This is a genomic window from Rhodococcus sp. AC861 (assembly GCF_979256035.1).
Genome location: NZ_CEEDMW010000002.1, coordinates 757,276 through 771,840, shown reverse-complemented (window position 1 = coordinate 771,840; position 14,565 = coordinate 757,276). Strand labels below are relative to the sequence as shown.

The following is a 14,565-nucleotide window of genomic DNA, read 5'->3' as shown; positions in this document are numbered from 1 at the left end:
GGCCTCATGTCCACGCCCGAAACGGCCCCTCATTGCGTCGGAGACGGACTTTTCTCGGTTCCCGCGACAGAATTCGTGGGTGAAATCGCCACAGGCCACATCAGAGATCGAGCGTCAGCTGCTCACCCGCCGAACGGGACACACAGATCAACATGTGGTCGGCCCGCTCGTCGTCGCTGAGTCGACGGTCGCGATGCTCCGGAACCCCGGCGAGAACGCGAACCTTGCACGTTCCGCAGAAACCCTGTCGGCAGGAGTACGGCACACCGGGACGGACACGGCGCACGGCATCGAGGGCCGTCTCGTCGGATGCGACGTCCACGACGGTGCCCGTGCGCGCGAGCTCCACGGAGAACGATTCGCCGGCCACGACGGGAGGCGCCGAGAAGCGTTCGTAGTGCAGACGCGTCGCCGACGTCGCGGTGATTCCCTCGCGGACCACCGCGATCATCGGGGGCGGACCACAGCAGTACACCGACCCACCGTCGGGTGCGTCCCTCAGCAGATCGGCAGCGCCCGGCAATCCGTCGACGGCGTCGGTACGCACCGTCACACGGTCCTGTTCCCACGACGACACCTCGTCGAGGAACGGCATCGATTCGGTCGTGCGGCCGCTGTAGACGAGGCGCCAGTCCATGCCGACCTCGCGCGCCTTGCGGATCATGGGGATGATCGCCGTCATGCCGATGCCGCCGGCAACGAAGAGGGCCGAACCCGATGCCACGAACGGAAAAGCGTTGCGGGGACCGGTGATCGAGACACGGTCACCCACCTCGAGCGCGTGCATCTCGACCGATCCACCGCCGCCGTCCGGAACCAGCCGGACCGCGATCGAGTACGCGTCGGTCTCCCGCGGGTCGCCGCAGAGTGAATATTGACGACGCCGTCCCGACGGCAATTCGACGTCGAGGTGACTACCCGCACGCCACGGCGGAACATCGGTACCGTCCGCGCGCCGGAAGGTCAGACCGACGACGTTCTCGTCGACACAGATCGCCATCTTCTCCGACACGACCATGTCGAGAGTGCGCACCTGCATCGGCGCCGCTCGCGCTTTGTACTCGGAGTGGTCGAGGATCGCGAACATCTTGTCCAGACCGTCGGTGATCTGGGCGAGCATCTCGTCCATACCTCCGCGACCGTGCAGATCCTCGGGGATCGTGCGCGATGCGCGGTACTCACGGACGGCCTCCATGGCCCGTCCGAATCTGCGCTGTCCCATCAGACCGATGCTGCCCTCGTCGCCGGGGACGATGCGAGGTAGGCCACCGCCAAGGACGTCGACCCCTCCTTGGACGGGTGGTAGTCCTTCCGCAGATACCGCACCGACGCCTTTCCGACGGCCTTCGCCGTGGGGAACAATCCGCGCTGGGTGACAGCCCTGACCTGCTTCAGCGTGTACTTGCGCTGCTCGTCGCTCAGAGTGGGGTCGTTCTTCATGAGGAAGCTGAGCCCACGGCCCCACATGACGACCACGGTCGGCGCCACGAGGACGTACGTGCGGATACGCCGGAAACGACGGGTGTCGAAGTACTGGAGGACGTCGTACGCGACGGCGCGATGCTCGACTTCCTCGGCGCCGTGCCACCGGACCAGATCGAGCATCCGCGGATCGACGTCGGCGCGGTCCAGCCCCTTCTCGGTGAGAACCCACATGCCGAGAAAGGACGTCAGGTGCTCGATGGCGGCGATCAGCGACAGGCGTTCCACCAAGCTGTTCTTCGTGTCCGTCGAGCGCTTGTCAAGCGCGATCCGGAACACGTACTCCATCTGCTTCACGTAGGGCGAGGGATCGAGGCCCTGGTCCTTCAGGAACGTGTGGATCCCCGTGTGGGCCTGGGCGTGCATCGCTTCCTGCCCGATGAAACCGATGACGTCGGCGCGCAGCTTCTCGTCGTGGATCAGCGGCAACGCTTCCTTGAACACGCGCACGAACCATTCCTCGCCCTCGGGGAGGAAAAGGTGCATCACGTTCATCAGGTGCGTGGCCAGCGGATCGTCGTCCATGTAGTGCATGCGCATGGAGTCCCAGTCGAACGAGACGTCGCGTGCTTGCAGAACTACAGGTCCCGGGTCGTCGTGCGTCACAGTCTCCCTCTCGTTCGGTGAACCTTCGATCATTCGCCGCCGGTCGCTCCGATGGATCGGGTTGGCACCAAAAAAATCCATAGGTACGCCGACGTCCGGTTTATCCGACCGATCCCTCGGAGATCGACGCTACGCACTCACGCCGATGTGATCAACACCCGTTGAGGTCATCCGTACGTATCCCTGGGTCCTCGACCGGACACGTGGCGTTCGCCCTTCCGCCAACTGGGGGCGGCCGGACCGGTGATACGTAGGGACGTCACGACACCGCGCCCTACCGATGCCGCGATCTTGGCGATGATCTGGGATTGCAGCAGACGAAGTTGCGTCGCCCACGCCGTCGACTCGGCCGACACGGACAGGACGCCCTCGCGCACGGAGACCGCGCTGGTATGTGCGGCGATGTCCTCCCCCACGACCTGACTCCACGTGCCGAGCACTGTTCCCTCGTCGACCTTGGCCGACCATCCGCGCGACTTGGCCAACGACTTGGCCAACGACCCGAGCGCCTGCGGGTCACGGTCGTCGGGCCGCGACCCCGACCAGGTGCGGGACCGGCGCGGCCTGCGCTGCGTCGACGCGCGTCCTTGGCCGACGGCCTTACCGTTGGCCTTCGCGGCGGCGCGCGCGTTCTCCAGCGCTCGACGCGCGATATCTGCTCCCCGCAGAGGTGGTTCGTCCGCACCCCCGGTGGACGGCACCGCCGTGTCGTCGTCGCTCATCGCTCGCCCCCTTCCGCTGTGTCGTCGCCAGTATGGATCGGTACTCCGACATCCACCGAGGTGTCGTCGAACTCCGTCAGCTCTGAGGCACGGGCCTGTTCGGTGTCGTGTGCGCGCACATCCAGGCGTCTTGCCGCGAGCTCGGGCGGGACGTCCTCCGCCACGGCCGCGGTCACGAGCACCTGCTCGGCGGTCACGGCGACACCGGCCAGGGCCGTTCGCCGAGCTCGATCGAGTTCGGCGAACACGTCGTCGAGGAGAAGTACCGGATCCGACCCCTCGCCACGCAGAAGCTCGAAGGACCCGAGCCTCAACGACAACGCGAACGACCATGACTCCCCATGGCTGGCAAAACCTTTCGCCGGATCGGTGCCCAGTGTCAGATCCAGATCGTCGCGATGCGGACCCACCAGAGTCACCCCACGATCGATCTCGCGAGAGCGCACCACTGAGAGTTGTTGGAGGAAAGCAGCTTCCAGCACCTCGATGTCATCGGGTTCTTCGGCGCGCGTCGTGTCGAGAATCTCCGGCGGCATCGACTCGCCGATACTGCAGCGGTAGTCGATCCGCGCCGGCCGCGACGACGGGGCGATACTGCCGTACGACGCGGCCACGTACGGCCCGACATCACGGACAGCCCTGATGCGATGACCGATGATCTCCGCACCGAATGCCGCGAGTTGCGCGTCCCAGACCTCGAGGGTGGCCAGTGCGTTGGCCCCGTCCGTCGACGACGACCCACGTCGCAGCGCCCCGCCACCGGTCTTGAGCAGGGCCGACCGCTGACGCAGGACCCTGTCGTAATCGGCTCGCACGGCGGCCATTCGGGGAGATCGGGCGACGATCAACTCGTCCAGATAGCGTCGTCGATCGCTGGGATCTCCCCGCACCATCGACAAGTCCTCGGGCGCGAACAGCACGGTGTTCAGGATGCCCAGAACGTCACGCGGACGACGCGCCGGTGAGGTGTTGATGCGTGCGCGGTTGGCCCTGCCGTCGTTGATCTCGACGTCCACCGTGAGTTCTCGGCCGTCGTTCACGACCGTCGCACGCACCAGCGCCCGCTCGGCACCCGTCCTGATCAGCGGCGCATCTCCCGATACGCGATGCGACGACAACGTCGCGATATATCCCAAGGCCTCGAGGATGTTGGTCTTCCCGTGGCCGTTGGGGCCCACGAACACCGTGGCCCCCGGACGCAGGTCGACCGAAAGTTGCTGCCAGGAACGGAAATCGACCAGGGTCGCCGAGCGGACGAACACTTACGCCCCGGTGCTCTCCGTGTTGGGCGCACGCTGCACGGCGTGACCGCCGAACTGGTTGCGCAGAGCGGAGACGGCCTTCATCGCCGGCGAGTCCACCTGACGCGAGGCGAATCGTGCGAACAGCGCGGCCGAGATGACCGGCGCGGGAACGGAATGCCGGATCGCTTCCTCGACAGTCCACCGACCCTCGCCCGAGTCCTGCGTGAACCCGGAGATGTCGCTGAAGCCCGGATCCTCCTGCAGCGCCTTGACGAGCAGATCGAGCAGCCACGAGCGGACGACGGTGCCCTTGGTCCACGCTCGCACCACACCGGTGACGTCCTCGATGAGGTCCTCGGCGGCGAGCAGTTCGTATCCTTCGGCGTACGCGTGCATGAGCCCGTACTCGATACCGTTGTGCACCATCTTCGCGTAGTGACCCGCACCGACGGGTCCGGCGTGGACGAAGCCGTCCGCACGCTCACCCTCGGGACGCAGCGCGTCGAACAGCGGCATCGCGCGTTCTACGTCCGCCGCGGCACCGCCGACCATGAGGCCGTACCCGTTCTCGAGCCCCCAGACGCCGCCCGACACACCGGCGTCGATGTAGCCGATTCCCCTGGCCGCCAACAATTCCGCGTGCACGGCGTCGTCCGTGAAGCGCGAGTTTCCTCCGTCGATGACCAGGTCACCTTCCGAGAGGACCTCCGAGAGACTGGTGACGGTGTCGCGCGTGACGGGACCCGACGGAACCATGACCCACACGATGCGCGGAGCGGGGAGTGCCTCGGCGAGAGCCTGGAGCGACTCGACGTCGGTGACCTCGGGACGGGGGTCGTATCCGGTGACCTCGATGTCGTGGCGCCGCAGGCGCTCACGCATGTTGAAGCCCATCTTTCCCAGACCGATCAGACCGATGTTCATACGTGGCTTCCTTTCGATGGACGAACGCGGATGCTCCCCGAAACGGACCGACGGAGAAGAATCAGCCCGGGAGGCGAACCGGCATCAGCAAGTAGGTGTACGCACTGCGGGGAGCGGTGAAGGTGCCCGTCTCGTCGGCTTCGAGTTCGTCCTCGCCCGCCGGTCGCAGAACAGCCGGCCGACTGGGTGTGGTGAAACCGAACGACACCCGCTCCGTGTGCAGTGAGTTCAACCCGTCGATGAGGTACCCCGGATTGAACGCGATCACCAGCGGCTCGCCCTGGAAGTTGGCCTCGATGGACTCCTCGGCCTTACCGGCGTCGTCGCCGCCGGCGGAGAGGGTGACGGTATCGGCGGCGAACTCGAGACGCACCTGCGCTCCGCGCTCGGCGAGCAGGGCTACACGCTTGATGGCCTCGAGCAGCGGTGCGATGGGAACGGTCGCCACCGCGGTGTGCTCGGACGGCAGCAACTGTCGGAACTTGGGGAACTCGGCATCGAGCAGACGTGTCGTGGTGCGACGACCGTCGCTCACGATGCCCAGAAGACCGTCGTTGCCGATGTGGGACGCCGAGCCGAGAGCCAGCTCGACAGCCGACTCCGCGCCTCCACCAATGGTTTTCGCGGATTCGGAGAGTGTCTTGGCGGGAATGAGCACTGCGGCGGCCGTGCCTGCGGATGCGGGGGTCCAGTCCAACTCGCGCACGGCGAGGCGGAAGCGATCGGTGGCCGCGAGGACGACGGAGTCACCGTCGATCTCCATGCGGATACCCGTCAGCATCGGGAGAGTGTCGTCCTTACCGGCGGCGATGGCGACCTGACCGATGGCCTCGGCGAACAACTCGACCGGGATGGTGCCGGTCTGCGAGGGGAGCTCCGGGAGCTGCGGGTAGTCCTCGACAGGCATCGTCGGGAGCGAGAACTTCGCGCTGCCGCAGGTGATGAGAACTTTGGTGCCGTCGACCGAGACGTCGACCGGCTTGTTCGGCAGCGAACGCGTGATGTCGGCGAGCAACTTGCCGGACACGAGGACCTGGCCGCCGCCGGCGACCTCGACGGGGACGCGAACCTGCGCCGAGACCTCGTAGTCGAAGCCGGAGACCGTCAGGCCGGAGTCGTCGACGGACAACAACACGCCACCGAGAACAGGAACCGCGGGCCGGGACGGGAGCGATCGAGCTACCCAGGCCACCGAATCGGAGAAATCTTCTCGAGCAACTCGAAACTTCACACTGCCAAGCTCCATCGCCCGGTTGATCCTCTCGCTGACCTGCTCCACACGAGTCGGTGGGCAAACCACACCGTATGCCCTCGAGGGCGCGCTGAAAAGTCGGGCGACCCTCGATCCGGGACCGGGGCGGAGGGTTGTGAATGGATCTGTCCCCACCCTGTTTTCAAAAGGATCTTCTTGGATAGAGATACAAGCAACAGTCATAGGTCCTGTGGAATCTGTGGATCGAGTATGTCCGGTGCTGGTGGTACGGCGTGGCGGCTCGAGGATGAACCCGGGCATCGATGACCGGTTCGACGGGGTGGCATGTGGACGAACGGTGGACTGTGCGCGAACTACACGTTTCATCCCCGGGGTATCCACGTTATTCACACAGTTGTCCACAGGTGTGTATCGAGCCGAATCAGGTGTTCTTCGAGTGGGAATTCGACTGCCGCCGGAACGAGAACGGCCGCCCGGAGCCCACGAGGGGCGTCCGGACGGCCGTGATCGGTGACCGAGATCAGCGCTTGGAGCGCTGCTTGACCCTCGCGGTCAGTTCCTGAACCTGGTTGTACGTGCGATGCCGCTCGGCCATCTCCTTGCGGATCTTCTTGTCGGCATACATCACGGTCGTGTGGTCGCGGCCGAACGTCTGTCCGATCTTCGGCAGGGAGAGATCGGTCAGCTCACGGCACAGGTACATCGCGATCTGCCGGGCTTGCGCCAGTGCGCGCGCCTTGCCGGGCCCGCACAGCTCGTCTATCGATGTGTCGAAGTACTCGGCCGTGACGGCCATGATCGTGGCAGCGGTGATCTCGAGGCCGGAGGAGTCGGGCATCAGGTCACGCAGCACGGCTTCGGCCAGCGCCGTGTCGAGCGTGTGGCCGTTGAGTGACGCGAACGCCGTCACACGGATCAGCGCACCCTCGAGTTCACGGATGTTCCGCTCGATACGACTGGCGATCAGCTCGAGCACCTCGTGCGGCACGTCCAGCCGATCCATCTGCGCCTTCTTGCTCAGGATCGCGATGCGCGTCTCGAGTTCCGGCGGCTGGACGTCGGTGATGAGGCCCCACTCGAAGCGGGTACGCAAACGTTCCTCGAGGGTCGCCAGCTGCTTGGGCGGGCGGTCCGAGGAGACCACGATCTGCTTGTTGGCGTTGTGGAGCGTGTTGAAGGTATGGAAGAACTCCTCCTGGATGCCTTCCTTGCCCTCGATGAACTGGATGTCGTCGACCAGCAGCACGTCCGTCTCGCGGTAGCGGCGCTTGAACGCGACCTTGCGGTCGTCTCGGAGGCTGTTGATGAAGTCGTTCGTGAATTCCTCGGTCGAGACGTACTTGACGCGCATCCCCGGGAAGAGACGCTGGGCGTAATGGCCTGCAGCGTGCAGCAGGTGGGTCTTTCCCAGGCCGGATGCTCCCCAGACGAACAACGGGTTGTACGCACGGGCGGGGGCCTCGGCGATGGCGACGGCGGCGGCATGGGCAAAACGATTGGACGCCCCGATGACGAACGTGTCGAAGGTGTACTTCGCATTCAGGCTCGTGCTGCCCGTCGGGATCGACGTGGACCGTGGAGGAACTGTGTAGGACGTCGGCCACGAGTTCTGCACGCTGGTCAGTGCGTCGCGGTCGTCGTCGACTTCCTCGTGGTCTCCGTAGTCGCTGCTTTCCGAGTCGGACGGTTCGCCGGCCGTCGACTCCGTCAGCAGCCGTCGCCGGTAGACGGGTGCACTGTGGGTCACCTCGGGTTTGCGGTCGGTCTCGATATCCACGGCGACGGCGTCCGGAACCTCGGCGTTGGGCGCCAGACGGACTCCGAGTCCTTCGACGGGTTGATCGAGATGCCGTCCGAGCGACGCCAGAATCGGTTCGCGCAGGCCCCGCTCGACCGCTTCCTGCGCGATCGAGGACGGGACCGACAGTAGGGCGAAACCTTGCGCCAGAGTGATGGGACGTACGAGAGCGAGCCATGCCTTCTGTGCGCGGGACAGAGATGCACCCGAGTTCGATTCGGCAGTCAACTCTGCGACGACCGTCGGCCACACTGCGGCCAACACGTCCGGATCGTCCTCCACGGTGCCTCCGATCGGGCCGTGGACGGTGCCTCGGCCGAAGTTCGCCGGCAGTCCCCACGGGCCCTGTCCGACGAGTCGAATATGCCACCCGACCTGTGTTTCCACATAATTATCCACAGCTGTGGACAAACGACATCGGTGTAGCTCCGCGGCGCGTTCCCGACGGTCGATCCGACAGCGTGACGCTCTGACCTGCAGGTTCGGCGCGTCACGTTGTCCGGCCTCGACGGGAGGGCGGAGAGCGGACATGCGTGCAGGCAGTCGTCCCTGTGGAGAAAGGGTGACCGGCGGCGGAGTGCGCGGACCCCCGGGTCCGTGAACTCGTCAGCAGCGAAGCTAGCAGTATCAGTGAGTCGTAACAAGACGAACGGTTCCGTCGGTGGTCCGGACAACGAGCCCCGTCCGTGGCGTGTCGTGCGTGCGCCGCGGCGTCCGGTGAGGTAGCGCAGTTTGACCTCGTTCGACGGCGTCAGTACCCTCGAACGGTCACCTGCAGCATGTGCGTGGGACGGTTGTGCCGTCCTCCTCTTGCGCGGGAGTCCACACACTCGAGTTCGCCGAACTCGCGACCACCAGCACACACCGGTACGTCGTCACGACTGCCGATATCTTCGAGGAGTACCACCGTGGCCAAGGGCAAGCGGACGTTCCAGCCGAACAACCGTCGTCGTGCACGCGTGCACGGCTTCCGTCTGCGCATGCGGACGCGTGCCGGTCGCGCGATCGTGTCCGCACGTCGCGGCAAGGGCCGCGCGTCGCTGACTGCCTGACAGTTCTTCCTACCTGGACGCGCGGTGCTTCCCGAGCAGCATCGGCTGCACCGCACGTCCGAGTTCCAGAACGCTGTCCGTCGCGGTCGCCGAACCGGCCGACACGACGTCGTCGTCCACCTGTACGTGCGGGACGACGCGACGTCGTTGGAGTCGCCGATCGGCGCTCGGTTCGGACTGGTCGTGAGTAAAGCAGTGGGGCCGGCGGTGACTCGACACAGAGTCGCACGCCGGCTTCGTCATATCTGCAGCTCTGTACTTCCTGTCGTGTCGAAGGACGTCGACGTCGTACTTCGCGCACTTCCCGGTGCTGCCGTCGCAACGTCGTCGGATCTCGAGCGCCAGGTGGTGTCGAGCTTGCGTCGACTCGGAGCACTACCCGCCATGAATTCCTCTCCCCCGGTCCCCTCCGAGAGCAACGCTGCCTCGGCCAGGTCCGTGACGGGATGACGGGATCGGCGAGGCACATGGCGAAGCGGGTGATCGCGTCACCTGCCCGGCTGGCCATCTTCGTGATCGACCTCTACCGCACGTATGTGTCCCCGATGCGGATGCCCACCTGCCGGTTCACACCGACATGCAGCGAGTACGCCGTCGATGCGCTGCGCTCACGCGGCCTGGTCGTCGGCACAGTTCTCGCCGTGGTTCGACTCCTCAAGTGCGCGCCCTGGCACCCTGGAGGATGGGACCCGGTTCCACCGCGTCGCCGCGATGTGACCGAACACGCTTCCCCGCAGTCTCATGACCCCGTGAGGGTGAACCAACAGAGGAGTACATAGAGCCGTGCTCGACTTCATCTATTACCCGGTATCCGGAATTCTCTGGGTCTGGCACAAAGTGTTCGGTGCCGTTCTCGGCGCGGACAGCGGTTTCGCGTGGGCGTTGTCGGTGGTGTTCCTCGTCTTCACGCTCCGGCTGATTCTCTACAAGCCCTTCGTCAAGCAGGTCCGCACGACGCGACAGATGCAGGAGCTGCAGCCGCAGATCAAGGCACTGCAGAAGAAGTACGGCAAGGACCGTCAGAAGCTTGCCGTGGAGATGCAGAAGCTCCAGAAGGAGCACGGCTTCAATCCGATCATGGGTTGCCTCCCCGTGTTGGCGCAGGCACCGGTCTTCATCGGCCTGTTCCATGTGCTCCGGTCCTTCAACCGCACCGGTACCGGTATCGGTCAGCTGGGTCTGACCCCCGAGGTCAACGCCGAGACGCCGAACTACTTCTTCAGCGTCGAGGACGTGCAGTCCTTCCTGTCGGCGCGACTGTTCGGTGCGCCCATCTCGGCGGCCATCACGTCACCCGAGTCACAGCTGCGCGCGTTCGAGCCGTTCGGTGGCATCCCGTCGATCGGGCCCATCATCGCGGTCTCCGTTCCGCTGATGATCATCGCCAGCATCGCGACGCACCTGAACTCGCGTGCATCCGTCGCTCGACAGAGCGAGGCGGCCGCAGCCAACCCTCAGTCCGCGATCATGAACAAGCTCGCGCTGTACGTCTTCCCCCTCGGTGTGCTCGTCGGTGGCCCGTTCCTCCCCGTGGCCATCCTTCTGTACTGGGTGAGCAACAACATGTGGACGTACGGCCAGCAGCACCTCGTCTTCGGCAAGATCGACAAGGAAGAGGCGGCGAAGAAGGAAGCTGCCCTCGAGCGTCGCAACGACAATGCACCCAAGCCCGGCGCTCGTCCGGACGCGCTGAAGAAGAAGCCGGCGCCCGGAGCCAAGCCGACGCGTACGGCCGGCGCCGAGTCGCCCGTGGAGTCGACGGCCGATTCGGACGCCCAGCCGACGGTCGGGGACAGCACGTCGAACGGCGTGGCCAAGCCGCGGAAGAAGAAGGCACCTCCCGGCAAGGTCCGACCCAAGCAGCAGCGACGCCGGTGATCTCCGGATCACGCTCGGCGATACTCTCGAACATCTGAAGCGACCGAAGTGCGGACGGAAATGGACGACAACGTGACCATCGATTCGAAGACAGACGACAAGGACGTTCCGGCGGTGGAATCCGACGAAGCGGTGACGACGGCGGATGCCGGTGACTCGGTCGACTCCGAGACGGTTGCTCCTCTCGATGACGAGGACGACACCGACTACCTCGTCGAAGAGGGCGAAATCGCCGGGGACTACCTGGAGCAGCTTCTCGACGTCCTCGACTTCGACGGCGACATCGATCTGGACGTCGAGGGTGACCGCGCTGTCGTCAGCATCGACGGAGGCAAGGATCTCAACAAGCTCGTCGGGCGACAGGGCGAGGTTCTCGACGCTTTGCAGGAGTTGACTCGGCTGGCCGTACAGCAGTCCACCGGTGAGCGCAGCAAGCTGATGCTCGACGTTGCGGGGTGGCGTGCCGGACGTCGCGAGGAACTGACTCGGCTCGGTACCCAGGCCGCCGCTCGGGTAGCGGAGACAGGTGAGCGTGAGCCGCTCGACCCGATGACTCCGTTCGAGCGCAAGATCGTCCACGACGCCGTTGCGGCTGTGGCCGGCGTGACGAGTGAGAGCGAAGGCGTCGAGCCGAACCGACACGTGGTCGTCGTCAAGGAGTGACCTTCGTACATCCGCACGACACAAGGGACGCGCTCGATGATCGCGTCCCTTTGTCATGTGTGGACTGCGATGTCCGAGCGAATCACTAGACTTCTGGTCGCACCGTATCGGTGCCGCACGTGAATTACACCAGTGTGGTTTATGGCGTCCTCGGGCGTCGCGAGAGGATGTTTCACGTGGAACACGAAACCCAGCCGGACTCCTCGTGGATCGACGGTGCCCTTGTTCGGGTGTTCGGCGACCGTGTCGAGTTGGCACAGCGCTATCACGCATCGTTGAGCACGGACGGCGTCGAACGTGGACTGATCGGGCCGCGCGAGGTCCCCCGGCTGTGGGAACGACACCTTCTCAACTGTGCCGTCGTAGGTGAGTTGATTCCCGACGGGGCAAGTGTTGTCGACGTCGGTAGCGGTGCCGGACTTCCCGGAATCCCGCTCGCGATTGCCCGGCCTGATCTGACGATCTTCTTGGTGGAGCCACTCCTTCGCCGGACGGTGTACCTGGCAGAGATCGTCGAGGCGCTCGGTCTGAGCGTGACCGTTGTTCGTGGCCGCGCCGAGCAACCCGGTGTGATCAAGGAAGCCGGCGGCTGCGATGTGGTGACCTCGCGCGCTGTGGCGCCGTTGGAGAAGTTGGCTCGTTGGTCCCTGCCCCTCGTCCACGAACGCGGTGTGATGCTCGCTCTGAAGGGCAGTACCGCCCAGGAGGAGATCGACAGAGACAAGGGAACCTTGACGCGCATCGGTGCGAAGAATCTCGAGGTCCTGCAGTGCGGTCAGGACGTTGTTCCGACACCGACTATCGTTGTGCGCGCAGAGCGAGCCGTGCGTGGTGCGCGAGTCCCCAAGTTCGCTGCGGGATCACGCTGAGCGTCCGTGCGTCGCGGCTCGTCCATTCTTGAAGGAGTAGTACATGTCGGGTGAATCCGGATCCTCTGTTTCACGTGAAACAGGATCGGCCGGCGTTTCACGTGAAACACCGAGCGCATCGGACTCGTACGGGTACTCCCCCATGACGTCCGATGACACACCGATCGGCGCCGCGGCTCAACGCGCCAGTCAGGTTCTGCACCCGGGAGGGGTCGCGCTGCCGAAGCCGCCTGTTCGGCGAGTACTCACCATCGCAAACCAGAAGGGTGGCGTCGGCAAGACGACCACCGCGGTGAACCTGGCGGCTGCTCTGGCCATCCAGGGATTGTCTGTCCTCGTCGTGGATCTGGATCCTCAGGGCAATGCATCGACGGCGCTCGGTGCGGTGCACACGTCGGGCACCCCCTCGAGTTACGAACTGCTCCTGGGCGAGATCACGGCCGTCGACGCCATCCAACGCAGTCCGAAGAACGACCGCTTGATGTGTATCCCGGCAACGATCGACCTTGCGGGTGCCGAGATCGAGCTCGTGTCGATGGTGGCTCGGGAAGGACGGCTGAAGACAGCGCTGTCCAGTGCTGCACTCGACGACTTGCAGATCGACTTCGTCCTCATCGACTGCCCGCCGTCCCTCGGCCTGCTGACCGTCAACGCCATGGTCGCGGCAACGGAAGTTCTGATTCCGATCCAGTGCGAGTACTACGCGCTCGAGGGCGTGGGCCAACTGCTACGGAACATCGAGCTGGTGCAAGCACATCTCAATCCCCTGCTCCATGTCTCCACGGTGATCCTGACGATGTACGACGGTCGTACGAAGCTCGCGGATCAGGTGGCCGACGAGGTTCGGCGCCACTTCGGTGGTGCAGTGCTGAAGTCGGTGATTCCTCGCAGCGTCAAGGTGTCGGAAGCACCCGGCTTCGGAATGACGGTGATCGACTACGACCCGGGCTCACGTGGAGCGATGTCGTACCTCGATGCCGGCCGTGAGATGGCTGCACAGAGTGCCGACATGAACGCCGCGAAGGATGGACAGGCATGAGCCAGACACGCAAGGGTGGGTTGGGACGAGGCCTCGCAGCTCTCATACCCACCTCCCCCGGACAGGGATCGGGTCTGGGGTCGGCGGCTGCTGACGTCGTGATCGGTGGTGATCCGAGTGTCGCCACAGCGCCCACACCGACTGCACCCGAGTTGACCGCGGACGATCTCACCCCTGCCGGTGCGGTGTATCGCGAGATCGCACCCAGCAAGATCGAGCCGAATCCGAAGCAACCTCGGACGGTCTTCGAGCAGGAAGCTCTCGACGAACTCGTTCACTCGATTCGCGAGTTCGGACTCATGCAACCCATCGTGGTGCGGGAAGTCGGGCCCGATCGCTATCAGTTGGTCATGGGTGAGCGCCGATGGCGAGCGAGCCAGGAGGCCGGCCTCGAGGCAATCCCTGCCATCGTTCGCGAGACGGCGGACGACACCCTTCTTCGCGACGCGCTGCTGGAGAACATCCATCGTGTGCAACTCAATCCTCTCGAAGAGGCCGCGGCGTATCAGCAGTTGCTCGAAGAATTCGACGTCACCCACGAGCAGTTGGCCACTCGATTGGGTCGCTCGAGGCCCGTCATCACCAACATGATCCGACTCCTCCGACTGCCGATTCCGGTCCAACGACGGGTCGCTGCCGGTGTGTTGTCGGCGGGACATGCCCGAGCACTGCTGTCCCTCGACGCAGGCGCCGACGCGCAGGAGGAACTGGCCAAGCGCATCGTGGCCGAGGGTCTGTCGGTACGGGCGACCGAAGAAGCGGTGACCCTGGCCAACCGCCAGGAGCCGAGCGCTCCCGGTCCGGCACCGCGGCGCAAGCCGATCCAGATGCCCGGGCTGCAAGACGTCGCCGAGCGTCTGTCGGAGTCGTTCGATACCCGCGTGACCGTGAGTCTGGGTAAGCGAAAAGGGAAGATCGTGGTCGAATTCGGGTCGGTGGACGACCTGGAACGGATCGTCGAGATGATGGAACGCCAGAAGTCGTCCTGACGTCGTCGTTCGCCTGTACGACCACACCGGGACAATTTGTCACTGTGACGTTAATACGACTGTCGGGCCGAATTATGCTGTGCGGC

15 protein-coding genes are annotated in these 14,565 nt (G+C 64.9%); 8 read left to right on the top strand and 7 right to left on the bottom strand.

Features of this window, described 5'->3' with window-relative positions:
• Positions 1–100 precede the first annotated feature (100 nt).
• From AC0IX4_RS09060 to dnaA, 7 genes are all read right to left on the bottom strand, one after another.
• Positions 101–1,222: a PDR/VanB family oxidoreductase gene (locus tag AC0IX4_RS09060; RefSeq protein WP_471828741.1), complete on the bottom strand. Its 1,122-nt coding sequence runs from the start codon at positions 1,220–1,222 to the stop codon at positions 101–103.
• Positions 1,222–2,121 (bottom strand): metal-dependent hydrolase, encoded by a 900-nt coding sequence (locus tag AC0IX4_RS09055; protein ID WP_042573475.1) that lies wholly within the window; start codon positions 2,119–2,121, stop codon positions 1,222–1,224. Before AC0IX4_RS09055 ends, AC0IX4_RS09060 begins: the two co-directional genes overlap by 1 nt.
• A gap of 134 nt (positions 2,122–2,255) precedes the next feature.
• Positions 2,256–2,810 (bottom strand): DUF721 family protein, encoded by a 555-nt coding sequence (locus AC0IX4_RS09050; protein WP_471828740.1) that lies wholly within the window; start codon positions 2,808–2,810, stop codon positions 2,256–2,258.
• Positions 2,807–4,072, bottom strand: coding sequence for a DNA replication/repair protein RecF (gene recF / locus AC0IX4_RS09045; RefSeq protein ID WP_056074221.1), 1,266 nt, complete (start codon positions 4,070–4,072; stop codon positions 2,807–2,809). Before recF ends, AC0IX4_RS09050 begins: the two co-directional genes overlap by 4 nt.
• Entirely contained in the window at positions 4,073–4,996 is a 924-nt protein-coding gene (gene gnd, locus AC0IX4_RS09040; protein ID WP_471828823.1) for a phosphogluconate dehydrogenase (NAD(+)-dependent, decarboxylating), read from the bottom strand.
• 43 nt (positions 4,997–5,039) lie between these two features.
• A complete protein-coding gene (dnaN, locus tag AC0IX4_RS09035; RefSeq protein WP_471828739.1) occupies positions 5,040–6,224 on the bottom strand; it encodes a DNA polymerase III subunit beta in 1,185 nt (394 codons plus the stop codon).
• Between the two features lie 487 nt (positions 6,225–6,711).
• Entirely contained in the window at positions 6,712–8,271 is a 1,560-nt protein-coding gene (dnaA, locus tag AC0IX4_RS09030) for a chromosomal replication initiator protein DnaA (protein WP_042573559.1), read from the bottom strand.
• Positions 8,272–8,897: 626 nt separating this feature from the next.
• Here dnaA and rpmH point away from each other — a divergent pair.
• The 8 genes from rpmH (at position 8,898) to AC0IX4_RS08990 (ending at position 14,479) form a co-directional block, all read left to right on the top strand.
• Positions 8,898–9,041 carry a 50S ribosomal protein L34 gene (rpmH, locus tag AC0IX4_RS09025; protein ID WP_027505944.1) on the top strand — a complete coding sequence of 48 codons (144 nt, stop codon included), beginning with the start codon at positions 8,898–8,900 and terminating at the stop codon, positions 9,039–9,041.
• Positions 9,042–9,065: 24 nt separating this feature from the next.
• A complete protein-coding gene (gene rnpA, locus AC0IX4_RS09020) occupies positions 9,066–9,491 on the top strand; it encodes a ribonuclease P protein component (protein WP_471828738.1) in 426 nt (141 codons plus the stop codon).
• Positions 9,488–9,820, top strand: a complete 333-nt coding sequence (yidD, locus tag AC0IX4_RS09015) for a membrane protein insertion efficiency factor YidD (RefSeq protein ID WP_471828737.1) — start codon at positions 9,488–9,490, stop codon at positions 9,818–9,820. Before rnpA ends, yidD begins: the two co-directional genes overlap by 4 nt.
• Before the next feature lie 4 nt (positions 9,821–9,824).
• On the top strand, positions 9,825–10,919 hold the full coding sequence (yidC, locus tag AC0IX4_RS09010) for a membrane protein insertase YidC (RefSeq protein ID WP_042573470.1): 1,095 nt from the start codon (positions 9,825–9,827) through the stop codon (positions 10,917–10,919).
• 60 nt (positions 10,920–10,979) lie between these two features.
• On the top strand, positions 10,980–11,582 hold the full coding sequence (locus tag AC0IX4_RS09005) for a Jag family protein (RefSeq protein WP_042573469.1): 603 nt from the start codon (positions 10,980–10,982) through the stop codon (positions 11,580–11,582).
• Between the two features lie 167 nt (positions 11,583–11,749).
• A complete protein-coding gene (rsmG, locus tag AC0IX4_RS09000) occupies positions 11,750–12,451 on the top strand; it encodes a 16S rRNA (guanine(527)-N(7))-methyltransferase RsmG (protein ID WP_042573468.1) in 702 nt (233 codons plus the stop codon).
• Positions 12,452–12,593: 142 nt separating this feature from the next.
• Entirely contained in the window at positions 12,594–13,490 is an 897-nt protein-coding gene (locus AC0IX4_RS08995; RefSeq protein ID WP_471828736.1) for a ParA family protein, read from the top strand.
• Positions 13,487–14,479: a ParB/RepB/Spo0J family partition protein gene (locus tag AC0IX4_RS08990; protein WP_056074219.1), complete on the top strand. Its 993-nt coding sequence runs from the start codon at positions 13,487–13,489 to the stop codon at positions 14,477–14,479. Before AC0IX4_RS08995 ends, AC0IX4_RS08990 begins: the two co-directional genes overlap by 4 nt.
• Positions 14,480–14,565 lie beyond the last annotated feature (86 nt).

What these genes read in the sequence shown, in the direction of transcription:
- yidD (WP_471828737.1), top strand. Translation starts at nt 9,488, where the DNA reads ATGACGGGATCGGCGAGGCACATGGCGAAGCGGGTGATCGCGTCACCT.
- AC0IX4_RS09060 (WP_471828741.1), bottom strand. Translation starts at nt 1,222, where the DNA reads ATGGGACAGCGCAGATTCGGACGGGCCATGGAGGCCGTCCGTGAGTAC.
- AC0IX4_RS09055 (WP_042573475.1), bottom strand. Translation starts at nt 2,121, where the DNA reads ATGATCGAAGGTTCACCGAACGAGAGGGAGACTGTGACGCACGACGAC.
- AC0IX4_RS08990 (WP_056074219.1), top strand. Translation starts at nt 13,487, where the DNA reads ATGAGCCAGACACGCAAGGGTGGGTTGGGACGAGGCCTCGCAGCTCTC.
- AC0IX4_RS09050 (WP_471828740.1), bottom strand. Translation starts at nt 2,810, where the DNA reads ATGAGCGACGACGACACGGCGGTGCCGTCCACCGGGGGTGCGGACGAA.
- rsmG (WP_042573468.1), top strand. Translation starts at nt 11,750, where the DNA reads ATGTTTCACGTGGAACACGAAACCCAGCCGGACTCCTCGTGGATCGAC.
- AC0IX4_RS09005 (WP_042573469.1), top strand. Translation starts at nt 10,980, where the DNA reads ATGGACGACAACGTGACCATCGATTCGAAGACAGACGACAAGGACGTT.
- AC0IX4_RS08995 (WP_471828736.1), top strand. Translation starts at nt 12,594, where the DNA reads ATGACGTCCGATGACACACCGATCGGCGCCGCGGCTCAACGCGCCAGT.
- dnaN (WP_471828739.1), bottom strand. Translation starts at nt 6,224, where the DNA reads ATGGAGCTTGGCAGTGTGAAGTTTCGAGTTGCTCGAGAAGATTTCTCC.